Source organism: Variovorax trehalosi, assembly GCF_051216415.1.
Taxonomy (GTDB): Bacteria; Pseudomonadota; Gammaproteobacteria; order Burkholderiales; family Burkholderiaceae_C; genus Variovorax.
The window spans coordinates 28,145-50,891 of the sequence record NZ_JBPJZG010000002.1 but is presented as its reverse complement, the minus strand read 5'-3'; the positions used below and the strand labels follow the sequence as shown (position 1 = coordinate 50,891).

General features: G+C 67.3%; 18 protein-coding genes. 11 read left to right on the top strand and 7 right to left on the bottom strand.

Translation table 11 applies throughout. The features are described from left to right. Positions 1-124: 124 nt before the first annotated feature. Both ACSFA7_RS08145 and ACSFA7_RS08140 read right to left on the bottom strand, forming a co-directional pair. Positions 125-589 carry a hypothetical protein gene (locus tag ACSFA7_RS08145; RefSeq protein ID WP_435498942.1) on the bottom strand — a complete coding sequence of 155 codons (465 nt, stop codon included), beginning with the start codon at positions 587-589 and terminating at the stop codon, positions 125-127. A gap of 135 nt (positions 590-724) precedes the next feature. Beyond that, on the bottom strand, positions 725-1,060 hold the full coding sequence (locus ACSFA7_RS08140) for a DUF4148 domain-containing protein (protein ID WP_435498941.1): 336 nt from the start codon (positions 1,058-1,060) through the stop codon (positions 725-727). A 244-nt stretch (positions 1,061-1,304) separates the two neighbouring features. Between ACSFA7_RS08140 and ACSFA7_RS08135 the strand changes: the two genes are divergently transcribed. The 3 genes from ACSFA7_RS08135 to ACSFA7_RS08125 all read left to right on the top strand — a co-directional run bounded on the left by ACSFA7_RS08135 (position 1,305) and on the right by ACSFA7_RS08125 (position 4,007). Beyond that, positions 1,305-2,576 (top strand): Glu/Leu/Phe/Val family dehydrogenase, encoded by a 1,272-nt coding sequence (locus tag ACSFA7_RS08135; protein ID WP_176661906.1) that lies wholly within the window; start codon positions 1,305-1,307, stop codon positions 2,574-2,576. Between the two features lie 36 nt (positions 2,577-2,612). Then, entirely contained in the window at positions 2,613-3,266 is a 654-nt protein-coding gene (locus ACSFA7_RS08130) for a nucleoside/nucleotide kinase family protein (RefSeq protein WP_435498940.1), read from the top strand. 84 nt (positions 3,267-3,350) lie between these two features. Then, a complete protein-coding gene (locus ACSFA7_RS08125; RefSeq protein ID WP_435498939.1) occupies positions 3,351-4,007 on the top strand; it encodes a DUF2242 domain-containing protein in 657 nt (218 codons plus the stop codon). Between the two features lie 9 nt (positions 4,008-4,016). Here the strand turns inward: ACSFA7_RS08125 and rocF are convergent, their stop codons facing one another. Both rocF and ACSFA7_RS08115 read right to left on the bottom strand, forming a co-directional pair. Beyond that, the gene (gene rocF / locus ACSFA7_RS08120) at positions 4,017-4,937 is read right to left on the bottom strand and encodes an arginase (RefSeq protein WP_435498938.1); all 921 of its coding nucleotides are present in this window, start codon (positions 4,935-4,937) and stop codon (positions 4,017-4,019) included. Continuing rightward, complete coding sequence (locus tag ACSFA7_RS08115) at positions 4,934-6,988, bottom strand: prolyl oligopeptidase family serine peptidase (protein WP_435498937.1); 2,055 nt, start codon at positions 6,986-6,988, stop codon at positions 4,934-4,936. The genes rocF and ACSFA7_RS08115 overlap by 4 nt, the downstream gene beginning before the upstream one ends. 177 nt (positions 6,989-7,165) lie before the next feature. Between ACSFA7_RS08115 and ACSFA7_RS08110 the strand changes: the two genes are divergently transcribed. The 6 genes from ACSFA7_RS08110 (at position 7,166) to ACSFA7_RS08085 (ending at position 12,377) form a co-directional block, all read left to right on the top strand. Continuing rightward, complete coding sequence (locus ACSFA7_RS08110) at positions 7,166-8,863, top strand: WS/DGAT/MGAT family O-acyltransferase (RefSeq protein WP_435498936.1); 1,698 nt, start codon at positions 7,166-7,168, stop codon at positions 8,861-8,863. Between the two features lie 137 nt (positions 8,864-9,000). After that, positions 9,001-9,552, top strand: coding sequence for a hypothetical protein (locus ACSFA7_RS08105; protein WP_435498935.1), 552 nt, complete (start codon positions 9,001-9,003; stop codon positions 9,550-9,552). A 52-nt stretch (positions 9,553-9,604) separates the two neighbouring features. Further along, the gene (locus ACSFA7_RS08100; protein ID WP_435498934.1) at positions 9,605-10,105 is read left to right on the top strand and encodes a phasin family protein; all 501 of its coding nucleotides are present in this window, start codon (positions 9,605-9,607) and stop codon (positions 10,103-10,105) included. Positions 10,106-10,127: 22 nt separating this feature from the next. Beyond that, positions 10,128-10,763: a TetR/AcrR family transcriptional regulator gene (locus ACSFA7_RS08095; RefSeq protein ID WP_435498933.1), complete on the top strand. Its 636-nt coding sequence runs from the start codon at positions 10,128-10,130 to the stop codon at positions 10,761-10,763. Between the two features lie 86 nt (positions 10,764-10,849). Further along, positions 10,850-11,623 carry an esterase/lipase family protein gene (locus ACSFA7_RS08090; RefSeq protein WP_435498932.1) on the top strand — a complete coding sequence of 258 codons (774 nt, stop codon included), beginning with the start codon at positions 10,850-10,852 and terminating at the stop codon, positions 11,621-11,623. 109 nt (positions 11,624-11,732) lie between these two features. Further along, entirely contained in the window at positions 11,733-12,377 is a 645-nt protein-coding gene (locus ACSFA7_RS08085; RefSeq protein WP_435498931.1) for a DUF1444 domain-containing protein, read from the top strand. Between the two features lies 1 nt (position 12,378). Here the strand turns inward: ACSFA7_RS08085 and ACSFA7_RS08080 are convergent, their stop codons facing one another. The 3 genes from ACSFA7_RS08080 to ACSFA7_RS08070 all read right to left on the bottom strand — a co-directional run bounded on the left by ACSFA7_RS08080 (position 12,379) and on the right by ACSFA7_RS08070 (position 17,716). Beyond that, on the bottom strand, positions 12,379-15,597 hold the full coding sequence (locus tag ACSFA7_RS08080; protein WP_435498930.1) for a bifunctional cytochrome P450/NADPH--P450 reductase: 3,219 nt from the start codon (positions 15,595-15,597) through the stop codon (positions 12,379-12,381). A 140-nt stretch (positions 15,598-15,737) separates the two neighbouring features. Further along, positions 15,738-16,994: a branched-chain amino acid ABC transporter substrate-binding protein gene (locus ACSFA7_RS08075; RefSeq protein WP_435498929.1), complete on the bottom strand. Its 1,257-nt coding sequence runs from the start codon at positions 16,992-16,994 to the stop codon at positions 15,738-15,740. Positions 16,995-17,017: 23 nt separating this feature from the next. Next, entirely contained in the window at positions 17,018-17,716 is a 699-nt protein-coding gene (locus ACSFA7_RS08070; RefSeq protein WP_435498928.1) for a TetR/AcrR family transcriptional regulator, read from the bottom strand. Between the two features lie 86 nt (positions 17,717-17,802). Here ACSFA7_RS08070 and ACSFA7_RS08065 point away from each other — a divergent pair, with 86 nt between their 5' ends. Both ACSFA7_RS08065 and ACSFA7_RS08060 read left to right on the top strand, forming a co-directional pair. Continuing rightward, positions 17,803-19,416, top strand: a complete 1,614-nt coding sequence (locus ACSFA7_RS08065; protein WP_435498927.1) for an AMP-binding protein — start codon at positions 17,803-17,805, stop codon at positions 19,414-19,416. A gap of 10 nt (positions 19,417-19,426) precedes the next feature. Next, positions 19,427-22,720 (top strand): carboxyl transferase domain-containing protein, encoded by a 3,294-nt coding sequence (locus tag ACSFA7_RS08060; RefSeq protein WP_435498926.1) that lies wholly within the window; start codon positions 19,427-19,429, stop codon positions 22,718-22,720. Positions 22,721-22,747 lie beyond the last annotated feature (27 nt).

Below are 22,747 nucleotides of genomic sequence, written 5' to 3'. Positions count from 1 at the left end.
CATGCATCGGTTCTTTGCAGAAGATGCGGCCTATAGCAGCAGACCATAGGAGATAGAACCAAGGAAATGCCCCGTGCCTACCCTGCGCTGACCCTCCCTGCGGTACCCACAGGTCCTTACCGGTTCAGCGGGTAGTGGTGTTCGGCTGTGCAGCCGCCTGCTGGCGCGTGAGCTGATCGACTAGCGCGCCATAGGCGGGGCTCGCACGCAGCTTGTTGTATTCGGCCATCGCCTGGCGGTATGCGGGCCGCGTCGTATCGGTACCGGCATCGCTGTTCTGCAGCGCTGCCATCCCGGACTGGACCCAGAGGCGTGCGTCGGCCGCCACGGCGGCGCGGCTGTTCGCGGGACCGACGGCGGTCGGCGGCGCGTAGCTGGCGGTGTAGCCCTGCGTGGGCGCGCTCTTGAGCCACTGCTGCGCATCGGCCGTCACGGCAGCGCGCGTCGTGGACGAGGCGAGCGGCACAGGCCGCGGATCGCCTTCGGCGTAGTTGCCGGCAAAGCTCGGTGCCGAGGCGATGGCCAGCAGGGCGGCGACGGCGGCGGTGCCCAGGATGCGGGTGGGACGGGTGGTGGAAGAGGACTTCATTCGCTGGCTCCTTGAGGTGGTTGGTTGGTGAAGCCAACTCTATGAAGTGGATCTGCGCGATCGATAACCAGTCGATGACAGTTTGGTTATCTGCGGCGGCCTCGGTGCGCGTGCACGCGGAGCCGCCGCTTGTGCCTATCGCTCGCCCGAAGGGATCGTCCCCTCGCGCATGGCCTTGATGGCCTCCGCCTCCACGGCCTCGCGTGTGGCGGGCTGGCCCGCGCGCGATGCAGGCCAGGGCGCACCGCGGCTCACGCTGTTCCACGCGGGCTGCTTCTGCGCGGTTTCGAGTTCGGCGACGACCTTGTCGCGCGACGGATCCTGGCGCAGATGGTCTGGATAGCGTTCCACTCCGGCCTCGGTGGGCGCGAAGTGGTATTCGCCGGCGGCCGACGCGGCCAGGGGTGCCAGCGCGGCGACGGCCAGGGCGGCGGCAGACAGCGGGGCGAGGAAAAGCGTGCGGTGCAGCATGGTGAGGATCTCCTTGGGTTGTCGTTCGCCGGCGCCACATGGCGCCGGCGAACCAATCTAGGAATCCAGGCCGTCAATGGCCGCACGCGGCGATTACATCGGCGCAATCCACGCGGCGGGCGCCCGAACAACGCCGCATAACGTCTCTTGCATAACCGTCAGCGCGGCGCGCATAAGCCATGGCGCGACGGGCGCGAGAGGTCTATCGTTGCGGCCACCTCAGTTCCAATCCAAGGGATCTCTCATGAGTGAAAAACTCTCCTTCGTCTCCCCCACCGCCAACAGCCCGTGGGGAACGTACCTCTCCCAGGTCGACCGTGTCGTGCCGTACCTCGGCCCGCTGGCCCGCTGGGTCGAAACCCTCAAGCGCCCCAAGCGCGCGCTGATCGTGGACGTGCCGATCGAAATGGACGACGGCACCATCGCCCACTTCGAGGGCTACCGCGTGCAGCACAACATGAGCCGCGGCCCGGGCAAGGGCGGCGTGCGCTTCCACCCCGACGTCACGCTCGAAGAAGTGATGGCCCTGTCGGCCTGGATGACCATCAAGACCGCAGCCGTCAACCTGCCCTACGGCGGCGCCAAGGGCGGCATCCGCGTCGATCCGAAGAAGCTCTCGCTGCAGGAGCTGGAAAAGATCACCCGCCGCTACACCAGCGAGATCGGCATCATCATCGGCCCGCACACCGACATTCCCGCGCCCGACGTCAACACCAACGGCCAGATCATGGCGTGGATGATGGACACGTACTCGATGAACGTCGGCGGCACCGCCACCGGCGTCGTCACCGGCAAGCCGCTGCACCTGGGCGGGTCGCTCGGCCGCGTGAAGGCCACCGGCCGCGGCGTGTTCGTCACCGGCCGTGAAGCGGCGCGGCGCCTGGGCATGGACCTGCGCGGCGCGCGCATCGCGGTGCAGGGCTTCGGCAACGTGGGCTCGGTCGCGGCCGAACTCTTTGCCGAAGCGGGCGCCAAGATCGTCGCGGTGCAGGACCACACCGGCACCATCGTCAACACCAACGGGCTGGACCTCGCGACGCTCATCCCCATCGCCAACAAGGACGGCGTCATCGCCTTCAAGGGCGGCGACGTGGTGCCCAACGAAGCCTTCTGGGACACGGCCTGCGACATCCTGATCCCGGCCGCCCTCGAAGGCCAGATCACCGCCGAGCGCGCGCAGAAAACCACCGCCAAGCTGGTGCTCGAAGGCGCCAACGGCCCCACGGTGCCCACGGCCGACGACATCCTCGCCGAGCGCGGCGTGCTGGTGGTGCCCGACGTGATCTGCAACGCCGGCGGCGTGACGGTGAGCTACTTCGAATGGGTGCAGGACTTCTCGTCCTTCTTCTGGGACGAGGACGAGATCAACGTGCGCCTGGACCGCATCATGATGAACGCGCTCAACCAGATCTGGGACACGGCCGACAAGCACAAGATCACGCTGCGCACCGCCACTTACGCGGTGGCTTGCGAGCGGATCCTGATGGCGCGCCAGGAGCGCGGCCTGTACCCCTGATGTTTTTTTGACGCGCGGGGACGCTACGCTCGAGGGATGAGTTCCATCCCCGTGCAGAAACTTCCTCCCGTTCCTGCAGACGGCCTTGCCCGTCTGCAGGCCCTCATGGCCAGCGGGCAGCGCAAACTGCTGGGGCTGGTCGGTGCGCCGGGTGCCGGCAAATCCACGCTGGCGCTGGCAATGCGCCAGGCAGTGGGTGCCGACCGCGCCCAAGTCGTCCCCATGGACGGCTTCCACCTGGCCAACGTCGAGCTGCAACGGCTCGGCCGTGCCGACCGCAAGGGCGCCCCCGACACCTTCGACAGCGCCGGCTACGTCGCCCTGCTGCAGCGGCTGCGCAACCAGCGCCCCGACGGCGACATCGTCTACGCCCCCGAATTTCGCCGCGAGATCGAGGAGCCGATTGCCGGCGCCATCGCGGTGCTGCCATCGACGCAGCTCGTCATCACCGAGGGCAACTACCTGCTGCACGACGTCGGTCCCTGGGCCGGTGCGGCGGGGATGCTCGACGAGTGCTGGTACGTCGACATCGACGACGCGGTGCGCGAGCAGCGCCTGGTGCAGCGCCACCAGCAGTTCGGCCGCAGCGCCGAAGCTGCGCGCGACTGGGTGGCCGGCACCGATGCGCCCAATGCGCGGCTGATTGCCGCCACGAAGGCGCGGGCGCATCACGTGCTGATGTGGTCCTGAAAATAATCCGCCGCCAGGGAACGCCGGCGCGTCGCCACGCTCGAAGCCTTGCCGGCGGAGGCGCCGGTTAGCATTCGCCGCGCCATGCCGTCCCACTTCAATTCCTTTTCTTCCTCTTCCCTTCGCACGCCGGTCCTGGTCCTGGGGCTTTTGTCCGCCCTGGTGCTCGCCGGGTGCGGCAGCGCCTCGCGGCGCGTGTCGTACGAGCCAGAGGATTTCGATTCCACCACCACCCACACGCGTAACTACCCTGCTACCGAGGCCCAGACCTGCGAGGCGGCACGTCGTGCGCTCCTGAGCCAGGGCTACATGGTCACCGCGGCCAACGCCGACCTGGTGACCGGGCGCAAGAGCTTCCAGCCGGCCGCTGAGGTGCACGTCGAGGTCGAATTCCGCGTGGTCTGCGCGCGCGAGGGCGGCAAGTCCGGCAAGCAGAGCACCGTGGCCTTCGCAACCGCGCTGCAGGACCGCTACGGCATCAAGAAGGTCAACAACTCGGCCAGCGTGGGCGTGGGCGCGATCGGCTCGCTCTCGCTGCCGTTCTCGGGCAGCGACGACGCGATGGTCAAGGTGGCCAGCGAGACCCTGACCGACGAACGTTTCTACGACCGCTTCTTCACGCTGCTCGACCGTTTCCTCGAAGGCGGCGGCGCCGATGCACCGCCCGACATGCCGGCGGAAGCGCCTGCTACGCCACCCGCCACCAGCTTCCCGGTCGCCCCGTCGCCGAATCGCGGCTGAGCGCGCGGCCTACCGCACCAGCGTCGACTTGCCGAACAGGCTCTCGATCAGCTCCACCGCGATTTCCGCGGTCTGGTTGCGCACGTCGAGCGCGGGATTGAGTTCCACCACGTCGAGCGAACACAGCCGCCCGGTGTCGGAGATCATCTCCATGCACAGCTGCATCTCGCGGTAGGTCGGTCCGCCGCGCACGCCGGTGCCCACGCCGGGCGCGATGTTGGGGTCGAGGCAGTCGAGGTCGAAGCTCACATGCAGGTGGGTGTCCTCGTCCACGTCCTGCAGCGCCTCGGTCATGGTGGTGCGCATGCCGTGCTCGTCGATGTGGCGCATGTCGAACACGTTCAGGCCCAGCGTGCGGATGGCTTCCTTCTCGTCGCCATCGACGCTGCGGATGCCGATGAAGCGGATCGCCTCGTGCGCCAGCGCGGCGGGTTCGCCGCTCCAGCCGGTCAGTTCCGCAGGCCCATGGCCCAGCAGGCACGAGACCGGCATGCCGTGCAGGTTGCCGCTGGGGCTCGTGGTTTCGGTGTTGACGTCGGAGTGCGCATCGAGCCACAGCACGCGCAGCTTCTTGCCGCGCTTGCGCGCATGCCAGGCCACGGCGCTGATCGAGCCGATGGCCAGGCAGTGGTCACCGCCCATCATCAGCGGCACGTGGTTCAGGCCGAGCGCTGCATCGACGGCGTTGTAGACCGAGCGGTTCCAGGCGATCACCTCCGTGAGGTGGCGCAGGCCGTTGGCCGGCGGCGCCCAGGGCGTGGCCGGGCCGGCGAGGTTGCCGCGGTCGATGACCGTGAAGCCTTGCCCGGCGAGCGCCTCGGCCACGCCCGCCACGCGCAGCGCGTCAGGGCCCATGCCCGCGCCGCGCACGCTGGCGCCGATGTCGGTCGGCGCGCCGATCAGTTCGAGGGTGGCGTTGGAGATGCTCATGTCGGCTTTCCTATGTGTTGCCACAGATACGCATAACCGAGGGCATCCATGAAGGCGGATTCCTTGTTGTCGGTCGCCGCGCTGTGGCCGCCTTCCATGTTCTCGTAGAAGCTGGTGTCGTGGCCCTGCGCAGCGAGCTTCGCATGCATCTTGCGCGCATGCACCGGGCCCACGCGGTCGTCGCGCGTGGAGGTGGTGAAGAGCGCGGGCGGATAGCGTCCATCGGCCTTCGCGTTCTCGTACGGCGAGAAGGTGCGGATGAACGCCCACTCCTCGGGCTGGTCGGGATCGCCGTATTCCGCGATCCACGAAGCGCCGGCCGACAGGTGCGTGTAGCGCTGCATGTCGAGCAATGCCACCTCGCTCACGATCGCGCCGTAGAGCTGCGGGTACAGCGTGAGCATGTTGCCCATCAGGAGGCCGCCGTTGCTGCCGCCCATAGCGCCCAGGTGCGCGGGCGAGGTGATCTTGCGGGCGATGAGGTCTTCGGACACGGCCGCGAAGTCCTCGCAGGTGCGAAGCCGGTTCTCCTGCAGTGCGGCCTGGTGCCAGCGCGGGCCGTACTCGCCGCCGCCGCGGATGTTGGCGATCACGTAGACGCCGCCTTGCTCCAGCCAGGCGCGGCCGATGCTGCCGCTGTAGCTCGGCTGCAATGAAATCTCGAAGCCGCCGTAGGCGTACTGCAGCGTCGGGTTCTTGCCATCGGCCTTCAGGTCCTTCGGGGCGATCTCGAAGTAGGGCACGCGCGTGCCGTCCTTGGACACCGCGAAATGCTGGCTCACGGTGTAGCGCGACGCGTCGAAGAAACCGGGGCTGTCCTTCAGCACCTCGGGTTCGCCCTGGCCGATGGTGCCGATGTAGAGCGTGGTCGGCTGCAGGAAGCCGCTCACCGTGAGGAAGTAGTCGTCGTTCTCGTCCTCGTCGATGCCGCCGGCCGCGATGGTGGAAAGCGCGGGCGCGCCGCCGAGGCTCTCGCGCTTCCATGGGCCGCCGTCCTGCGGCGTGAGCACTTCGAGCTTGTTCACCACGTCGTGCATCACGTTGAGGATGAGGTGATGACGCGTCCACGAATGGCTGTCGAGCGCGGTCGTGTCGTCGGGCGTGAACAGCACGGTGAGCTCGCGCTTGCCGGCCATGTAGTCGTCGAACTTCGCGGCCAGCAGCGAGCCCGACCTGTAGGTCGCGCCGCCCACGGTCCAGTCCTCGCGCGGCTCGATCAGCATCCACTCGCGGCGGATGTCGGTGTTGGAGTCGTCGGGCACATCGATCTTGGTGAGCGTGCCGCCCGTGCCGCGCAGCCAGGTTTCGCTTTCGTAGAAGTCGATCTGGCGCGAGACGAAATCGCGCTCGAAACCGGGCGTGTTGTCGCGGTAGGCGCTCACGGACATGTCCTCGTGCGCGCCTTCGTACACCGTGATGGCGGCGTCGAGCGGCGTGCCGCGCTTCCATTCCTTCACGATGCGCGGGTAGCTCGAGCTGGTCATCGAGCCGGGACCGAAATCGGTGGCCACGTAGAGGTGGTCGATGTCTTTCCAACCCACATGGTTCTTCGCCTCGGACAGCGTGAAGCCGCCTTCGACGAAGGTCTTGCTCTGCAGGTCGAACTCGCGCACCACGTCGGCATCGGCGCCGCCGCGCGAGAGCGAGACGAGGCAGCGCCTGTAGTCGGGCTCCAGGCAGTCGGCGCCGTGCCAGACCCAGTTCTCCTTGTCGGCCGCGGCCAGGGCGTCGATGTCGATCACGGTTTCCCACGCGGGCTGCGGCTTGCGGTACTCGGCCAGCGTGGTGCGGCGCCAGAGGCCCTTGGGGTGGTCCTTGTCGCGCCAGAAGTTGTAGAAGTTCGGACCGATCTTGCGGACCATCGGAATCCGGTCGTCCGAGTCGAGCACTTCGAGGATGCCCGTTTCGAGCGCCTTGAAGGCGGGCGACTGTGCATACGTCTGCACGGTCTTCGCGTTCTCCTTGCGGGCCCAGGCCAGTTGGGTGTCGCCGTCGATGTCTTCGAGCCAGAGGTGGTCGTCTTGCGGGGTCGGGGAGGGGGTGGACGTCATGGCCTCAGTGTACGAAGCCCTCGTGAAAAAGGCGCTGCGAGCGGTTGTTGCCGCCGCAGCCACTTTTTCATTACTCGGGAAAACCTCGGTGGAAACACTGAAGCGGGCGGGGCCCACGAACGCCACGCGAGGGGTATCCTGCCGGACGGCGCATGCCCCACCAAGGAGACACAACACATGAAACACCTGAGCGGACTTGATGCCACCTTCCTGCACCTGGAAACCCCCGAGATGCCGATGCACGTGGGCTCGCTGAATGTGCTGGACCTGCCCAAGGGCTACAAGGGCGACTTCTACGAGGATGCCAAGCAGTTCATGGCCAGCCGCATCCACCTGGCCGACGTGTTCACGCGCAAGCTCGCGCTCATGCCCTTCGACATGTCCAACCCGGTGTGGGTCGACGACGAGGACATCGACATCGACTACCACGTGCGCCACATCACGCTGCCCAAGCCCGGCACCAATCGCCAGCTGCAGCAGTACGTGGCGCGGCTGCATTCCACGCTCATCGACCGCAGCCGCCCGATGTGGGAGTTCTTCATCATCGACGGCCTGCAGAGCGGCCAGGTGGCGCTCTACACCAAGGTGCACCATGCGGGCATCGACGGGCAGGCCGGCGTGGAAGTGGGCAAGGCCATCTTCGACCTGGAGGCCACCGGCCGCGTGGTGAAGCCGCCGCGCTCGCGCCCGCGCGGCAACGGTTACCAACTGGGCATGGCCGAGCTCGCAACGGCCGCGCTGCGCAACACGGCGCAGCAGTACGTCAAGCTCTTCAAGATGGCGCCCGCCATCGCGCGGGCCATCAGCGGCCTCGCCAAGCCCGACGAGAAAGCGGCCGAGAAGGCCGCGGCCACCGCGCCGAAGAAGTTCAACCTCTTCGCGCCGCGCACCTCGCTGAACGTGTCGATCACCAACCAGCGCACCTTCGCGGGCCGCACCATCTCGCTGGCCGAGACCAAGTACATCGCCAAGCACTTCGGCGTGTCGCTCAACGACGTGGTCATGGCCACCGTGGCCGGTGCGCTGCGCCACTACCTGGCCGACAACAACGAGCTGCCCGCCAAGCCGCTGGTGGCCGGCGTGCCGGTGAGCCTGCGCGAAGCGGGCGACGACACGGCCAACAACCAGGCCAGCATGATCCTGGTGAGCCTGGCGACCGACATCACCGACCCGATCCAGCGGCTGAAGGCGATCAATGTGTCGTCGAACAGCTCCAAGTCGACGATGAACCGCTTCAAGGCGGTGATCCTCGATGACTTCCCGACCTTCGCCGCGCCCTGGCTGGTGTCGGGCATCGCCTCGATGGTGGGCCGTTCGGGCCTGGTGAACCTCTTGCCGCCGGCGGCCAACGTGGCCATCTCCAACGTGGCGGGCGCGCCGTTCCCGATGTACTTCGCGGGTGCGCTTGTCACCTGCTACTACCCGGTGTCGATCGCCAGCCACGGCACGGCGCTCAACGTGACGGTGCAGAGCTACAACGGCCGCATGGACTACGGTCTCATCGCCTGCCGCCGCGCGGTGCCCGACATCACCGAGATCGGCGACTACATGCTGGCCGAGCACAAGCTCCTGATGGACCTCACGCAGAAGCACCCGTCCGCGGCCGGCGCCACGGCCCCCAAGCCCGCGCCCGTTGCGGCCCACGCGCCGGACGTCAAGGAGGCTGCGCCCGCCGCGAAGAAGCCGGCAGCGCGCAAGAAGGCGCCGTTGAGCGCGGCCGGCAAGAAGTCCGCGCCGGTCAAGGCCACGGCCAAGAAGGCCCCGGCGAAGAAGGCGGGCAAGGCGACACCCATCAAGACGACCACCGCCAAGCCCGTAGCCCGAAAGGCCGCACCGGCCAAGCGGGCCAGTGCGTCCAGGGCGGCAGCGGCATGATCGGAGGGCCCCGGGCCAGAAAATTGGGGCAGTTGGACTAGTTTTCCGACCGTTCTAGTTTTGCAGGCCTAGGCCCTTCGGAAGAAGATTGGCCCATCGCATCCGGCGACCCATTCAACTTCAAGGAAATCTTCATCATGTCCACGCAAACCACCCTCGCTTCCGCAGCCATCCACGTCGTCGGCCAATACAACGACGCGGGCAAGACCCTGGTCGGCGCCTACCGCACCGGCGTGCATCGCCTCCTGGGCGGCGCCGCTACCCGCTACAGCAACTTCCTGGGCAGCCGCCAGATTCCGCTGGTGAGCGAACAGATCAAGGCCAACCTGATCGGCGCGCAAGAGAAGGTCAACGGCTTCCTGGTCAACCGTCTGGACATCGACACCAGCCGCATTGTCTCGGTGATGGACCGCGTTGCAGCCGGCACCACCAGCGGCATCGAAACCGTCGCCGGCCGCGTGGCCCGCGTCGAATCGCCGGTCGCCACCTCGGTGCTGAACACGCTGAACGCCATCAACCAGCCGATCGCCACCGTCTCGGTGCAGATCGCCGACCGCATCGCCGCCGGCGCCAAGCAAATCGAAACCCGCGTGGCCGGCGAAGCTGCCAAGCCCGTGCGCACCGTGAAGGCCAAGGCCCCCGTGGCCAAGAAGCCGATCCGCCGCGCTGCCGCCCGCAAGGCAGCCTGATCCCCGAGGCGCTCTGCGCCTCTTTTTCTTTCTGCTATCTGGAGCACTGCTGATGGCGACCCGCACCGACGAAACTGCAAAGTTGAAGAAGAAGGCGACGCCTGCGAAGAAAGCTCCGGCCAAAGCCCTGGTTGGGAAGAAAGCCGCGGCTCCCCGCAAGGCGGTGCCCGCTGAGAAGAAGACAACGGCGGTAGCCGCACCCGGCAAGGCCGAAGGCCTGCTGCGTGCGGGTCTCAAGGCCCTGGACAACGTGCGCAACGACGTCGCCAAGCGCCAGGCCAACGTCATTGAAGGCCTGCTCGGCATCGGGCAGGGCAAGGTCGATGCGGCGGCGGCCAAGGCCGCGCTCACCCGCGGCTTCCCGAGCCTCGACAGCTTCGGCATCCGCAAGTTCGAGGACGTGTTCGACCAGCGCGTCGCCACCGCCCTGCAACGCCTGGGTATGCCGAGCGCGGAAGAAGTGCAGGCGCTGCGCGAAGAGGTGGCGCAATTGCGTGAGCGCCTCGCACAACTCCAAGGCAGCGACAGCCAGCGCCGCAGCACCAAACGCTGAGCGACGACAACGCAACCCGGTTGTGGCCAGCTCCAACACCACGCGCGATCGCATCCTGCAGACCAGCCTTGCGCTGTTCAACGCGGAGGGCCTTGCGGCCGTGTCGACGCACAAGATCGCCGCCGAGCTCGGCATGAGCCCGGGCAACCTGCACTACCACTTCAAGGCCAAGCAGCTGATCGTCGAGTGGCTGTTCCGGCGCTTCGAGCAGCGGCTCGAAACGCTCAACAGTTCTTCGCCGTCGATCACGGCCATCGACGACCTCTGGCTCGCGCTGCACCTGCGCTTCGAGGCCATCGACGAATACCGCTTCATCTACCGCGACATGGCCTTCCTGGCCAGCGAATACCCGGCCCTCGGCCAGCGCGCGCAGGCACTCACCGCGCAGAACCTCCTGGCCGCGCAAACGCTGTGCGAAGGGCTCGTCGCCTCGGGCGTGATCGAGACCAGCGCCGAGCAGGCGCGCATCCTCGCGCTGCAGATGGTGTTCACCACCACCTGCTGGCTGTCGTTCGAGCGGCTGGTGCCCGGGCGCGACGCCCTGGCGCAGGCCGATCCCGGTTTGGCGGCTTTCTACACACTCACGCTGGTTTCTCCGTATGTTTCCAGCGAATCGAGGGCTTACCTTGATTACCTGAGGGGCAAATACCTCGGATAAATGACGAAGTCGTCCGACGGGAGAGTGCAACCATGGCCCCTCATGCTCGTCCTATAAAAGAGAAAACCCGAAAGGAAGCCGCCTCCATGACCACCGCCACCCACGATCACATCGCGCCGCCCTCGCGCCTGCTGCTGCTGGCCGAAGCACGCGCCCTCTGGGAGACGGGCGCCGGCATCGCCATGTGGCCATTGCTGCAACTCACGCCGCGCGGCGACGGGCACCCGGTGCTCGTGCTGCCGGGCCTGGTGGCGAGCGATGTTTCCACCCTGCTGCTGCGCCGCTACCTGACGAGCCGCGGCTACGACGCTCACGGCTGGGGCCTGGGACGCAATCTCGGTCCGCGCGAAGGCGTGGAAGACGGCATGGTCGAGCTGCTCAAGACCCTGAACGACAAGAGCGGCCAGAAGGTTAGCGTGATCGGCTGGAGCCTTGGCGGCGTCTATGCGCGGCTGCTGGCCTCGGCCCATTCGGGCCTGATCCGCAACGTCATCACGTTGGGCAGCCCGTTCTCCGGCAGCCCGCGCGCGACCAACGCATGGCGCGTGTACGAGGGCGTGAGCGGCCAGAGCTCGCACGACCCGCGCCGCATGAAGTTCGTGCAGCCCACGCCGCCCGTGCCGACCACCTCGATCTTCAGCCGCACCGATGGCGTCGTCGCCTGGCGCTGCAGCATCGAGAAGACCGGCCCGCAGTCGGAGAACATCGAAGTGATGGCGAGCCATCTGGGGCTCGGCGCGCACCCTGCGGTGCTCTATGCGGTGGCCGACCGGCTGGCGCAGCCCGAGGGCCAGTGGAAGCCCTTCAATCGCGGGCTCCTGGGGCCGCTGGTCTATCCCGACCCCGACCGCGATCTGTAAGTTGGGGGATATCCAGAATCTGAAAGCCGGCAGCCGCCGGCTTTTTTATTCCGGCCCATGACTTCTTGCACTTGTTGCGCCGTGGGGCGGTCCGAACAATCCGGACACCATGAAGCCGAACCCACCCCGGATCTATCCGCGCATCAAGCACGTCAGCTTTCTCGATACGGTCCGGCCGATGCTCGACCGCATCGAGGCGCAGGGCGGCAACCGGGAGGCGCAGACGCCCGTTGCCCACCCTCTCGCCGGTGAGGCGGGCCTGCTGGTGACCTATGCCATCGATGAAGCTGCCCAGCCTGTCTCGCTCACGCAGGAGCACATGGACGAACTGGGCCTCGACGCGCAGAAGCTCCACGCGCTGGCGGTCGAGAACCTGATCCAGAAAACGGGCCCGAACCTCGGCGCGCAAGACCTTGTCATGTACCAGGCCCTGGTGGCGGGCGACGAGTTTGAAGCCTGCACGCTGCTGCTGCCCGGTCTCTGGGAAACGCTGGCGGAGGGGTTCGAAGGGGAACTGCTCGCTGTGGTGCCGAGCAGGAACACGGTCTACTTCATGGACAGCGGCGCCCAGCGCCAGCTCGCGGGCCAACAGCTCACGGCCCGGACCATGCTCGACCTCATGTGCGCGACCGCGGCCGACATCAAGGTGCAGGCCAGGGAGCATGGCCTCTCGGACAAGGTGATCGCGCTCACGCCGGACGGCTGGCAGATCCGAGGCACCTTCTCGGATCACGCCGCGGCGCTGCAAAGCTAGTTCAAGTCCCCGCCCACACGTCCAGCACATAGCGCTGGTCGGCAATCATCTTGTCCATCCAGGCATTGCTGTCGTGGCCGTGCTCGCGCGCGATGTCGGTCAGCGTGCGCCGCACGTCGGGCTCCATGCGCGAGCCGTCGCCGCACACGTAGATCACGCCGCCGGCTTCGAGCAGCTTCCACACGGCCGCGGCCTGCTCGCGAATCAGGTCCTGCACATACACCTTGCGCTCGCCCGAGCGGGAGAAGGCCGTATGCAGCTTCATCAGGCCGCGGTGCGACCAGGCCTGCAGCTCCTCGGCATAGATGAAATCCTGTTCCGGATGGCGACAGCCGAAGAACAGCATCGCCTCGCCCAGCGCCTCCCCGCGCTCGACCCGTGCCGCGCGCTCCTGCAGGAAGCCGCGGAACGGCGCGAGGCCGGTGCCGGGGCCGATCATGATCAGCGGACGGTTGGCGTCTTCCGGCAGGCGGAAGCCCTCGGCTGTGGTCTCGCGGATCACACCGTGCACCGTGTCGCCCGCCTCGGCACGCGCGAGGTAGTTGGAGCACACACCCTCGAAGGTGCCGTTGCCCGAGAGCGCGGGCTCGCTCACCACGCCCACGGTCACGCTGCAGCGGCCCGGCGTCATCGAAGGCGACGACGAGATCGAGTAGTAGCGCGGCGACAGCGGCGACAGCATTTCCAGGAACACAGCGAACGGCACCTGGCAGGCGCGGTGTTCTTCCAGCAGTTCGAGCAGCGACTTGCGCTTGTGCAGCACCTCGGCCTTGTACGCGGCCTGCGAGGCCTCGTCGCTGCCCGAGAGCGCCACGAGCTTCGGCTTGGTGAACGGGCACTCGGTGTAGGCCGCGAGCGTGGCGATCTGCTTGCGCGTGGCCACGTCCTGCAGTTCGACGTAGTCGCCGAGCAGGCGGTCGACCGCGATCACCTGGTCCACCGGCAGCGCGGCCTTGCGGCCCGGCACGGCTTGCAGGCGCACGTGCGCCGAGCGGTCGAAGCCGAAGCGCGCCATCGTGCGCTCGACCTGCGCGGGGCTGTTGCGCGGCACCACGCTCAGGTGGTCGCCGGGCACGTAGTTCACGCCCTCGGGCAGCATCAGCTCGACGTGGCGCGTGGAGCGGCTGCTCCCGGCATCGCTGCCGGGGCTTTGCAGTTCGCGGTTCTCGACCACGCGCAAGGCGACGGCGCCCAGCGCATCGACCAGCGCGTTCTTCTGCGGCGGCGGCAGTTCCTCCAGCGTGTAGAGCGGCTCGGCCTCGGCCGGCGTGTCGGCGCCGGCCTTGATGCCGAAGGCCTTCACCAGCTCGGGCCAGAGCGCATCGCTCCAGTCCTGGAAGGCGCCGTCCATGTCCTCGCGCGCATCGCCTTCGCCGCGCGGATGCACGCGGGTGGCGCCGAGCGTTTCGAGCCGTTCGTCGATGCGGCGCGGCACGGCCTGGTAGGTGGCGGCCCAGTCGGTGTTGCCGCAGCCGAACACGCTGAAGCGCACGCCGTTGAGCGCATCGTCGGCCTTGTCGAGCCAGCGGTGAAACTCGGCCGCGTTGTCGGGCGCCACGCCGTTGTACGAGGCGCAGACGATGGCGACGGCGCCATTGGCCGGCAGTCGTTCGGCATAGTCGTCGAGCGAGGCCACCTGGGTCGAGAAGCCGCGCAGCTCGCCGGCCTCGGCCAGTTGGCGCGCGAGGTCTTCGGCCGTGCCGAGGTTGGAGCCCTGCAGCACCAGCAGCGAGGTGCCGTGGCGTGCCGCCTGAGGCTTGCGCACCGTGGGCTTGGCGGGTGCGTCCGGCGTGGCAGTGGCCTCGCCGTTGCTGCGCGGGCGCGAGGCCGGGTCGCGCAGCAGCGCCTTGATCTTGAAGTTCTCCGGCTTGATCGTCAGCGCTTCCTTGATCTTGAGCTTGTAGCCCGTGTGATCGACCAGGTTGAAGCGCTGCAGGATCATGCCCAGTGTGAGCACCGCCTCCTGCAGCGCGAACTGCCGCCCGATGCAGGCGCGCTGCCCGTTGCCGAAGGGCTTGAAGGCGTTCACCGGCCGCTCGCGCTCGGCTTCGCGGCTGAAGTTGTCGGGGTCGAACTGGTCGGCGTTCTCGCCCCAGATGCCCTTGTCACGATGCAGCGCGAGCGCATGCATGATGATCATGTTGTTCTTCTTGATCGTGTACTGGCCGCCGATGGTCGTGTCTTCCTTCGCGCGCATCGAGATCGCGGGCGCGGTCGGGAACATGCGCAGCGATTCCTTGAGCACCTGCATCACGTACTGCAGTCGGTTGACCTGCGCGTAGGTGGGCTTCTGCGAGGTGTCGCCGCCGAACACGCTGTCGACCTCGGCCTGCGCCTTGGCCATCGCCTCGGGGTTGTTCAGGAGGAAGTAGATCGCGAAGGACAGCAGGCCGCTGGTGGTCTCGTGCCCCGCGATGAGGAATTCGATGCACTCGTCGCGGATCATCTTGTCGGTGAGCTGCTCGCCGCTCTTCTTGTCCACGCCCGCGATCATGTAGCTCAGCAGGTCGGGCTTGGTCGCGATGTCGGCACCGCTCGCGCGCCGTTCCTCGATGATGTCTTCCACCATCTTGTGCATGTAGCGGATGTCCTTGCGCTGCTGCGCGAGCTCCTTCTTCAGCATCAGCTCCTCGAGCGGCAGGCCGCGGCGGTTCTGCACCGTCTCGAGCGTGCGCACCATCGCATCGACGAAGGGGTGGAAGCCCTCGCGGTAGAACGAGTTGAAGCGGTAGCCGAAGCCGCAGAGGCCGATGGTGTCGAGCGTGAGCGCGGTCATGTCGCGCACCACGTCCACCTCTTCGTCGAAGTTCAGCCGCTCCCACTTGGTGACCAGCTGCCCCGCGATGTCCAGCATCATGGGGTGGTAGGCCTGCATCGCGCGCTGGCTGAAGTTGGCCAAGAGGATGTTGTGCGGCTTGGACCAAGTCTCCTCGTGCGTGTCGGAGGTGAACAGGCCGTGCGATGCGGCGCGCAGCCGCCGCAACGCGCCGCGCGTGCTCTTGTCGAAGCGGGGCTCTTCGCAGAGTTCGTCCACCAGCGCGGGCGACGACACCACGATCACCGGCATGCCCGGCATGTCGAGCCAGTAGATGCCGCCCAGGTCCTGCGCGATCTTCCACATGTCGAGCACGGGAGAGTCGGAGCCGATCGACAGCAGGTTGCCGACGAAGGGTTTCTTCGCGGGATGCGGGATCGGATGGAGCGAGTTTTTGCCTGCCATTTGGTGTTGTGCCTTTGGAATGGACCCGCTTCGGAAAGCCGTGAGGTATCACCCGGAGTATCCCGATGGCACAGGGGGCAGGCAGGACGGGGTTTCCCCTAGAAATCGCTCGCGTCCCTCATGTGTTCACCAAGGATTGCTCAGGGCCGGACCATCTTGCACTCCGTGCCCTGCGCCAGCTCGTTGCCGGTGTAGACCGCATCGGTGCGAAAACCATAGTTCGTACCTTCCCAGCCCAGCTTGACCGTCTTGCCGTCCACTGGCCCGATGGTGTTCACCACCTGCGGCAGCAGCAGCTGGTGGTCTTCGGCGCGCATGCGCACCGGGCCGACCACCGAATCGAAGCTCAGGTCTTCGAGCGCGCGGGCCACCTTCACGGTGTCGGCGCTGCCGGCCTTGTTGATGGCGGCGGCCAGCAGGCGCGGCGTCATGTCGATGCGCGGCGCGAGGAAGTCCTTGCCCGTCTTGGCGTTGTAGGCCTTGGCGAGGGCATCGGCCTTCGGTGAGTCGGCCTGGCCCGGATGCCACTCGGCCACCCAGGTGAGCTGCCCTGTCTTCGCCTGCGAAACGGCCGTGACCGTGCCCGGCACCGAGCCCGCGCTGTGGTTGAAGTAGCGCAGGTTGTAGCCCGCGTCGCCCGCGGCCTTGAGCAGCAGCGTCATGTCCTGCCCCCAGTTGCCGGTGATGACCGAGTCGGCGCCGCTCTGGCGGATGTTGGCGATGTAGGGTGCGAAGTCCTTCACGCGGCCGATGGGGTGCAGCGCCTCGCCCACGAACTGCACGTCGGGCCGCGCGAGGCCGACCATCTGCCGGCCGTAGCTGGCCCACTGCTTGCCGTGCGCGTAGTCCTGGTTGAGCAGGTAGACCTTCTTCACATCGGGCGTCTTCTTGATGTAGTTGGCCAGCGCCTTCATCTTCATCGCGGTGTTGGCCTCGGTCTGGAAGTGCCAGAAGCTGCAGCCCTTGCCGGTCATCTCGGGGTCGATGGAGGAGTGGTTCAGCACGATCAGCTCCTTGCCCGGGTTGCGCTGGTTCCAGCGCGCCACCGACTGCACCAGCGCAGTGACCACCGATGAGCCTGAGCCGCCTGTCACGATGGCCTTCGCGCCCTGGTCGATGGCCGCCTGCAGCGCGCTCTGGCTCTCCTGCGCCGAGAGCTTGCTGTCGAACTGCAGCAGCTGCAACTTCGTGCCGCCGAGCACGCCGCCCTTGGCATTGATCTCCTCGATGGCGTACTGCGTGTGCATCAGCATCAGCTCGCCGACGTTGGCGAACGGACCCGAGAGCGGATCGATGTAGGCGATCTTGTAGGTCGGCTGCTGGGCATTCGCGGCACCTGCGATGCAAAGCAGGCAGGCAAGGGCGATCCGCGCCGAGGGCGCCTTCTTGAACTTCATGGTGTGTCTCTGGAGGTTGGTAATCAGTCTTTGGCGCGCAACCCGATCACGCGGCTCGCGAGCTTCGTGAGTTCGGCCACCACCTCGTCGGGCGAGAGCCGGCCACCGGGGCGGTACCAGCTGTACAGGAAGCCCGGCAGGCTGCAGGCCGCGAGCGCGGTGATCTTGGTCTCGCCGAAGTCGAGGTCGCCATCGCGCCGCGCCTCTTCGAGCAGCGGGCACAAGAGGTCGTAGAAGTGATGCGCGAGTTTCTTCTGCGCCGCGATGTACTCGGGCCGGTACACCTGCGGCTCGCGGTACGGAAAGAAGGCGACCGGGTGGTGCGCGATGGTCGCGCGGATCAGCCGCTCGATGCCTTCCAGCACCTTCTCGCTCGCGCGACGTGGGTCGTCGGCTGCGAAGTCGAGTGCGGTGAAGCAGTCGACCGCAGGACGCCACGACAGCGTCTCGAAGATCTCCTGCTTGTCGCGGAAGTAGTAGTACACGAAGGGCTTGGTCACGCCGAGCGCGCGAACGATCTGCGCCATCGTCGTGTTGGCGTAGCCCTGCGTGGCGAAGAGCTGCGCGGCCGCTTGCAGGATGCGCTCGCGCTGCGTGTCGGTGCTCTGCGTCGCCGCGCGCTGGCGGCCCGTGCCCTGCGGCAGGTGCGGCTGCGCCGTGGTGGCCGTCGGCTGCTTGTCGGACCCAGAGGGTTTGTGCCGTGTCGCGGAAGTTATACCCATGGGTAGGATTGTTCGTGCACCATGCACCCATTGGCAAGCGCCTGCCCGGTGCAGGCGGCTATCGATAACCCTGAGAAAGAGACGCCATGGAGACACTGCCCGACCGCCCGCAACAGCCTTTGCACGAATACCTGCGCACCCATGCGCGCGAGCGTGGCGACCGCGCCGCCTGCATCTGGTACGGCCATGCGACGAGCTGGGCCGAACTCGACCGCGCGAGCGATGCGTTCGCGGCGCGGCTGCAGGCCCTAGGTGTGAAGAAGGGCGAGCCGGTGGTGCTCTTTCTCAACAACTGCCCGCAGTACCTGGTCGCGCACTTCGGCATCCAGAAGATCGGCGCCATCGTCTGCCCGAGCGGCCCGCTCAACAAGGAGCACGAGCTCGCCTACCAGGTCAACGACCTGAAGGCGCGCGTGATCGTCGCGGCCGCGCCGCTCTTGCCGGTGGTGCGCAAGGTGCAGCCCGACAGCGCGCTCGCGCATGTGTTCGTGGTGCACTACGCGGATCTCTTGCCCGCGCCGGCCGCGCTCGACCTGCCGGCGGAACTCGCTGCCGAGCAGAAGACCGAGCGCAACCTTCCCGACGATTGCGAAGACTTCCTCGCGGTGATGAAGTCTGGTGCGAGGCCTGAGGCGGTCGCCATCGACATGGACGACGTCGCGCTCATGACCTACACCTCGGGCACCACGGGCTTGCCCAAGGGCGCGATGCTGAGCTACGGCAACGCGCTCTTCAAGACGCGCGCTGTGGTCGACTGCAACGGCGTGCACCCGGACGACGTGCTGCTCTCCATCGCGCCGCTGTATCACATCGCCGGCATGCTGATGGGTGTGAACGTGCCGGTGTTGAGCGGTGCCACCTCGGTGCTGCTGCACCGCTTCGATCCGCGCGCGGTGCTGCAGGCCATCGCCACCTACAAGGTGAGCTGGTGGTACAGCATCGCGCCGATGAACGTGGCGTGCATGCAGGTGCCCAACATCGCGGGCTTCGACCTCTCGAGCCTCAAGATGAACCCGGTGACCAGCTTCGGCATCACCTTCACCGAATCGCTCGCGGCGCAGTGGCGCTCGCATGCCGGCAACTGCACATCGTTCGAGGCGGCCTACGGCCTGAGCGAGACCCACACCTGCGACACCTACACGCCGCACCATGCGCCGCGCTGGGGCACGCAGGGCATCGCGGTGCCGGGCGTGACGATCCGCATTGTCGACGCCGACACGGGCGCCGACATGCCCACCGGCGAGGTCGGCGAGATCGTGCTCACCAGCCCGGGCTCCTTCAAGGGCTACTGGAACAAGCCCGAGGCCACCGCGGCCACATTGCGCCACGGCTGGGTGCATACCGGCGACATGGGCAAGCTCGATGCCGACGGGTATCTCACCTTCATCGGCCGCTTCAAGGAAATGATCAAGGTCTCGGGCTACAGCGTGTTCCCGGAAGAGGTCGAGACCATCCTCATCAAGCATCCCGCCGTGGCGCAGGCCGCGGTGATCGCACAGCCCGATGCCGAGAAGGGCGAGGTCGTGAAAGCGTTCATCGTGCGCAAGCCGAATGCGGAACTGGATGCCGACGCGCTCATTGCCTGGTCGCGCGACAACATGGCGAGCTACAAGGCGCCGCGCGCGGTGAGCTTCATCGATGCCTTGCCCACAACGGGCGCCGGCAAGGTGCTGCGCCGGTTGCTCAAAGACAAGAACTGAAAGACATCGCGTGTTCTCCAAAGTTTTGATTGCCAACCGCGGCGAGATCGCCGTGCGGCTGGTGCGCGCACTGCGCGACCTCGGTATCGCCAGTGTGGCGGTGCATGCGCGCGACGATGCGTCGGCGCTTCATGTGCAGCTGGCCGATGTGGCGGTGGCGCTCGATGCGACCGGGCCGTCTGCGTATCTCGATGTGATCGCGCTGATCGCGGTCGCGAAGGCGCAAGGCTGCGATGCGGTGCATCCCGGCTACGGCTTCCTGAGCGAGCGTGCGGATTTCGCGCAGGCCTGCGCGGATGCGCGGCTGGTCTTCATCGGGCCGACGCCCGAACAGCTGGGCCTGTTTGGCGACAAGGCGCGTGCACGCGAACTCGCCACGCAATGCGACGTGCCCGTGATGCCCGGCAGCGCAGGCGCCGTGACGCTCGCACAAGCCCAGGCCTTTCTTGCCGAGCAGCATGCGCGGGGCGCGGGCGTGATGGTCAAGGCCATCGGCGGTGGTGGTGGGCGCGGCATGCGCGCGGTGGTGAATGCCGAGGAACTGCCAGAGGCGCATGCGCGTTGCATGTCCGAGGCCAAGGCGGCGTTCGGCATCGAGGGCGTGTATGTCGAGCGGCTGATGCGCAATGCGCGGCACATCGAGGTGCAGGTGCTCGGCGACGGGCAAGCCGTGGCGAGCCTCGGCGAGCGTGAATGCACCTTGCAGCGACGCTTCCAGAAGCTGGTGGAGATCGCGCCCAGCCCGTCGCTGCCCGAGGCCTTGCGCGTGCAGGTCACGCAGGCCGCGTTGCGCATGGCGAAGACGGTGGGCTATCGCGGGCTCGGCACTTTCGAGTTTCTTGTCGATGCGGCATCGGCCACGCTGCCCTTCGTCTTCATCGAGGCGAATCCGCGGCTGCAGGTCGAGCACACGGTGACCGAAGCTGTCACGGGCCTCGACCTGGTGCAACTACAGATGGGCGTCGCGTCCGGCGAATCCTTGAGCGCGCTGGGCATCGAGGCCGACTGTACGGCGCCGCAACGCGGCTTCGCGGTGCAGTGGCGCATCAACGCCGAGACGCTCGATGCACAGGGCAATGCGCGGCCGTCGAGCGGAACGCTCGCGCGCTTCGACCTGCCGAGCGGACCGGGTGTGCGTGTCGATACGCACGGCTACGCGGGCCTTGCGCCCTCGCCGCACTACGACGCACTGCTCGCCAAGCTGATCGTGCATTCACCGTCGCCGAACTTTGCCGATGCGCTGCGCCGCTCGCTGCGCGCGCTGGACGAATGCCGCATCGATGGCATCGCGACGAATCTCCCGCTGCTGCGCGCCATTGCCACGCGGCCCGAGTTCGCGACGCAGGCGGTGCATACGCGCTTCGTCGAGGCGCATCTGGGGGATCTGCTGGCGGCTGCGGCGTCGCTTGAAACGCATGCGAAGGCAATGGCTCCTGCCGTCGCGCAGGCACTGACCTCGGTTGTCGATGACGCAGACGAACTCACCGTCAAGGCCCCGATGCCCGCGAAGCTGGTGCAGTTCGAAGTGGCCGTGGGCGACGTGCTCCCTGCCGGTGCACAGCTCGGCGTGCTCGAAGCCATGAAGATGGAGCACCTGCTGCATGCGCCCTTTGCGGGTCGCGTGGTCGCGCTGCTTGCGGAGCCCGGTGACTACCTCGTCGAAGGGCAGTCGCTGGTGCGGCTGGAAGCCGTCGATGCGCAGGCGGTCGAAGCTGAAGCGCGCGCCGAGCACGACCTCGACGCGATCCGCCCCGACCTGCAGAAGGTCATCGACCGCCACGCGCCCACGCTCGACGCCAACCGCAAGCCGGCCGTCGACAAGCGCCATGCGCAGGGCGGCCGCACCGCACGCGAGAACATCGCGGACCTGTGCGACACAGCCGCCGACCCCGGCAACTTCATCGAATACGGCACACTCGCCATCGCCGCGCAAACGCGCCGCCGCACGCTCGAAGACCTGATCGCCAACACACCGGCCGACGGCATGGTCACGGGCCTCGGCAGCATCAACGCGAAGCAGTTCGGCCCCGAGAAATCGCGCTGCGCCGTGCTGGCCTACGACTACACGGTGCTCGCCGGCACGCAGGGCATGCGCAACCACCACAAGACCGATCGGCTGCTGGCGGTGGCGCATCAACTGCAACTGCCCGTGGTGCTGTTCGCCGAAGGCGGCGGCGGCCGGCCGGGCGATACCGACATGCCCATCGTCGCGGGCCTGAACAACCACACCTTCAGCCAGTTCGCCGCGCTCTCGGGCAAGGTGCCCGTGGTCGGCATCGTGCATGGCCGCTGCTTCGCGGGCAATGCGGCGCTGCTGGGCTGCGCCGACGTGATCATCGCCACGCGCGGCAGCAACATCGGCATGAGCGGGCCCGCGATGATCGAAGGCGGCGGGCTCGGCACCTTCGCGCCCGAGCAGATCGGCCCGAGCAGCGTGCAGTCGCGCAACGGGGTGATCGACATCCTCGTGGAGGACGAAGCTGCTGCGGTCGCTGCAGCGAAGCAATACCTCTCGTACTTCCAGGGTCCGACCACCGATTGGCAATGCGCCGACCCGCGTACGCTGCGCCACGTCGTGCCCGAGAACCGCCTGCGCGTGTACGACGTGCGCGCCGCGATGCGCGGCGTGGCCGATATCGGCTCGCTGCTCGAACTGCGCGCGGGCTTCGGCGCGGGCATCGTCACCGCGCTCGCGCGCATCGAGGGCAGGCCGGTGGGCCTCATGGCCAACAACCCGCACCACCTGGGCGGTGCCATCGACGTGGAAGCCGCCGACAAGTCCGCGCGCTTCATGCAGCTGTGCAATGCGCACGGGCTGCCCATCGTGTCGTTGTGCGACACGCCCGGCTTCATGGTCGGCCCCGAGATCGAGGCCCAGGCGCAGGTGCGCCATGTGTGCCGCATGTTCATGGTGGCCTCGCACCTGCGCGTGCCCTTCTTCGCGGTCGTGCTGCGCAAGGGCTACGGCCTTGGCGCGCAAGCCATGACGGCCGGTGGCTTCGATGCGCCGGTGTTCACCGTGGCCTGGCCCACGGGCGAGTTCGGTGCGATGGGGCTCGAAGGCGCGGTGCGCCTGGGCTTTCGCAAGGAGCTCGCAGCGGTGCCCGAAGGCGTGGAGCGCGATGCGCTCTTCAAGAAGCTCGTGGCCCAGCAGTACGCGAACGGCGAGGCGATCCACATGGCACAGACGCTGGAGATCGATGCGGTCATCGATCCGGCCGAAACCCGCACCTGGCTGGTGCGTGGGTTGGCGTCCGCCACGCGTGGTGTAGTACCTGTTTCTCCCTATGTAGACACTTGGTAACCACGCGCTAGACCCCGTCGCGCCAGA

Bases quoted from the DNA above. Each gene is read 5' to 3' on its own strand.
- ACSFA7_RS08135 (WP_176661906.1), top strand. From the start codon at position 1,305: ATGAGTGAAAAACTCTCCTTCGTCTCCCCCACCGCCAACAGCCCGTGG.
- ACSFA7_RS08080 (WP_435498930.1), bottom strand. From the start codon at position 15,597: ATGGCAGGCAAAAACTCGCTCCATCCGATCCCGCATCCCGCGAAGAAA.
- ACSFA7_RS08115 (WP_435498937.1), bottom strand. From the start codon at position 6,988: ATGACGTCCACCCCCTCCCCGACCCCGCAAGACGACCACCTCTGGCTC.
- ACSFA7_RS08090 (WP_435498932.1), top strand. From the start codon at position 10,850: ATGACCACCGCCACCCACGATCACATCGCGCCGCCCTCGCGCCTGCTG.
- ACSFA7_RS08075 (WP_435498929.1), bottom strand. From the start codon at position 16,994: ATGAAGTTCAAGAAGGCGCCCTCGGCGCGGATCGCCCTTGCCTGCCTG.
- rocF (WP_435498938.1), bottom strand. From the start codon at position 4,937: ATGAGCATCTCCAACGCCACCCTCGAACTGATCGGCGCGCCGACCGAC.
- ACSFA7_RS08140 (WP_435498941.1), bottom strand. From the start codon at position 1,060: ATGCTGCACCGCACGCTTTTCCTCGCCCCGCTGTCTGCCGCCGCCCTG.
- ACSFA7_RS08110 (WP_435498936.1), top strand. From the start codon at position 7,166: ATGAAACACCTGAGCGGACTTGATGCCACCTTCCTGCACCTGGAAACC.
- ACSFA7_RS08130 (WP_435498940.1), top strand. From the start codon at position 2,613: ATGAGTTCCATCCCCGTGCAGAAACTTCCTCCCGTTCCTGCAGACGGC.
- ACSFA7_RS08065 (WP_435498927.1), top strand. From the start codon at position 17,803: ATGGAGACACTGCCCGACCGCCCGCAACAGCCTTTGCACGAATACCTG.
- ACSFA7_RS08085 (WP_435498931.1), top strand. From the start codon at position 11,733: ATGAAGCCGAACCCACCCCGGATCTATCCGCGCATCAAGCACGTCAGC.
- ACSFA7_RS08105 (WP_435498935.1), top strand. From the start codon at position 9,001: ATGTCCACGCAAACCACCCTCGCTTCCGCAGCCATCCACGTCGTCGGC.
- ACSFA7_RS08070 (WP_435498928.1), bottom strand. From the start codon at position 17,716: ATGGGTATAACTTCCGCGACACGGCACAAACCCTCTGGGTCCGACAAG.
- ACSFA7_RS08125 (WP_435498939.1), top strand. From the start codon at position 3,351: ATGCCGTCCCACTTCAATTCCTTTTCTTCCTCTTCCCTTCGCACGCCG.
- ACSFA7_RS08100 (WP_435498934.1), top strand. From the start codon at position 9,605: ATGGCGACCCGCACCGACGAAACTGCAAAGTTGAAGAAGAAGGCGACG.
- ACSFA7_RS08145 (WP_435498942.1), bottom strand. From the start codon at position 589: ATGAAGTCCTCTTCCACCACCCGTCCCACCCGCATCCTGGGCACCGCC.